The sequence below is a fragment of the Gemmatimonas sp. genome (assembly GCF_044345575.1).
In the GTDB taxonomy this organism is placed as follows: Bacteria; Gemmatimonadota; Gemmatimonadetes; order Gemmatimonadales; family Gemmatimonadaceae; genus Gemmatimonas.
On the sequence record NZ_JBIJAW010000391.1, the window covers coordinates 1 to 2,941 of the forward strand.

Consider the following 2,941-nt stretch of genomic DNA (forward strand, 5'->3'; position numbering starts at 1 on the left):
CTGCGTCCCGTGCTCACCTGAATGGTGTTCACCGGCAGCCACCGCTGCAGCGCCCCTTCCACCAGACCGCCAACGCTCGGGAGCAGGATGCCCGTCACTGCGCGCACGGTGCTCTGGCTCTGGCCATCGAGCGCGAAGGTGGGCGCGCCGAAGATGAGCAGCGAGATGATTTCGCTTTCCGGTGCGCTCGCGTACAACGGATCGGTGCTGGAGAGCGTGAGCACCGGCTTGTCGTAGTTGCCGCCAACGTGCACGCGCACGGGGATCTCGCTGCCGCCGGCCACGCGCACGACGTTGGTGGCGGAAATGTCGAGTGTGGGGGCGATGGCGTTGTTGCCGAAGAAGCGCACACGTCCCGAGTCCACACTGAAGCTGCGATTCACCACGCCCAACTCCAGACGATACTGCCCGCGGTTGGCGCGAATTTCCCCGTCGAGCGCCAGCTGATCGCCGTTCAATGTCACGTCGAGTCCGCCGGTGAGGTTCACCCGCGACTCGGGTGTTTGGACCCACACTTCGTTGCCGAGTTCGACGCGCGCATTGGCCACGGTAACGCTCGACCCGAGGCGCGACAGTGACTGCGCCGCGGTTGCAGCAACCGGTACTTCATCGGCTCCGAGCAGCGCTCTGGCCGCCTCACTGGAGAGATCGAGCGCCGTGCGAGCCCCGAGGGGATCCACCACGAGATTGGCGCGCGGTACGTATAGCGTGCCGCTCACCTGCGGCCGCGCGAGCGCCCCGGAGAGACGCAGCGCCCCACCGATGTCCAAATCGGTGCCGTCGCGCTGTCGTGACACGATGAAGTCGCGGGCCGTGAGCCGCACATCCACACTCGCCGGCCTCTCGCCGGCGGCAAAGCGCAGCACGCCCGACGCCCCCACGGTATCGCCCGCGCCGCCGCTTCGTACCGCAAGTGACTCGAGCACGAGCGAATCGGCGTTGGCGCGCAACGCAAGGCGCCCGTCGACCGGCTCGATTCCGAGATCGTCGATGCGTGCACCGGCGTCCGCGAGAACCACCTGCCCGTTGGCCGAAGGCCGCTCGAAGGTACCGCCCAGCGTAAACGCCCCGTTCAGCACGCCGCGCAGGCGCGAGATCCCGACCACACTGAGCGGAAGCCCGTCGAGCCGGAGGGCATCAACGTCCACGCGCCCCTGCACCGCGTCGGAGAGCAACCGCGTATTCACCGCAGCGAGCGTGAGGTCGACCGGCAACTGCCCGCTCACCTGCAGGCGCCCGCCGAGCTTATCGCGCACGGTGGCCTGGGCGGTGAGCCGCTTGTCGGCGTAACTCCCGGTGCTGGTGATGGGCGGCAGGCGGAACCCGTTCATCCCCACCGAATCGGCCACGACATCCCATGCGATGAGTGGCGCCGCTCGCACCCCGCCGAGCGTGGCTCGGCCGCTCATTGTACCCGCCACCGGCGGTGTTCCGGCCAACAGCGCGCTCACTTCACCAAAGGGGAAGCGCGCCACGCGCAGCTCGCCCTGCACGGCACCACGGTGCGGCACGTCGGCCTGCACGACCAACGCCCCCCCGGCGCTCGAGCGCAGCTCGATGGGGGCCAGACGAAGACCGGTGCTATCGGCGACCACGACCGCCGGCTGCACCGAGCGCCAGGTGACACTGTCGTAGGCCAGCCGCAGCGAGTCCACCCGTACGGTCGTGGCGCTGCCCTTCGCGGTGTACGCACCGCGCGCGACGAGATGGGCATCCTCATCCGAACTCACGTCGAGCACGAGGGCACCGCTGTCTGGACTCGCGTCGGTCACCCGGAAGGTCGCCGACCGTATGCGCACCGCTCCCAGCCCCGTGACGTCATCGGCGTTGGCCGTGCCTTCGAACGAGGGGCGACGGAGCACGTCGGTAGCATGCGCGGAGCCGAACACGCGGCCCACGTGGATCGCGCCCACCTGCACGGCACGCGCGCCAAGGGCGGCGGTGGCATCGGCCTTCCCGAGGCTCCCGTAGAGGTAGCCGGACAGCGAGGCATCGCCGGCCAGCGTATCGGCGGCGAACGTGCGCAGCGACTGCGCCAGCGCCGTGTCCACGGGCTGTATCATGTTGGCGAGGCGCTCCATCTGTTCGCGTACGGCCGCCAGCGAATCGGCGCGCAGGGATACCTGCAGGGTGTCCACCGCCAGTGTATCGCGCGCCAGCGCACCGTGGGCGTCGATCTGCACGCCACCTATCCGCCCGAGCGCCGAATCGACCACCAATCGCTCGCGCCCCAGCGCGGCGCTGGCGACGAGTGCAAAGGCCGGACGCCCCATGCTCTCACGCTGCGTCAGCGCGATGTCGGCACTCCCTTCGATGGCCCGCACCGCCGATGTATCCCCGGCCGAAGCGCCAAGCGTGTCGAGGGGCCCGCGCGCCGACAGACGGATGGTGCCGTCGATCGCTGTAGAGGGGACGGACGCGCGACCGAGCCATGCGCGGGCATCGAAGGCAGACAGCACACCAGCGGCCGTGCCGCGCCACTCATGCGGCAGGAGCGAGGCGGTGCCGTCGAGCAACACCGACGCCCCAGCGGGCACCCCTGCCGAATCAAGCGCGAGCCCTGGCGCAGCCCCGTCCATCGCCAACAGGCGCCCACGCCAGGTGAGCGAGTCGAGTGTACCATCGAGCGCCACCGTACCGGCCACGTGCGAGCGCAGCAGTAGCGTGGTGTCGAGACGCGCGAGCGCGGGCATCGCGAGCGGATCGAACACGAGGGCCGCGTGCACCTCCGGCGTGCGCCCGGCGTATCGCACCCGAGCGTCACCGCGTACGACACTCACATTCCCCACCGCATCGCGCCACGAGAGCGCGAGCGCGCGCAGATCGGCCGCCGAGAGATCGGCGCTACGCACCACCACCGACCCGCTCACCACGCCGTCGATCGCGGGGGCGGTGGGCACGAGACGCCGCACCGACCGCAAGTCGATCTGCGCTCGGCTGG

1 protein-coding gene is annotated in these 2,941 nt (G+C 70.0%); it reads right to left on the reverse strand.

Annotated elements, in window-relative coordinates; all coding sequences use genetic code 11:
• A partial coding sequence (locus tag ACIQ6O_RS15630; RefSeq protein WP_396208704.1) for a translocation/assembly module TamB domain-containing protein occupies window positions 1-2,900 on the reverse strand: 2,900 nt, incomplete at its 3' end.
• Window positions 2,901-2,941: the final 41 nt, after the last annotated feature.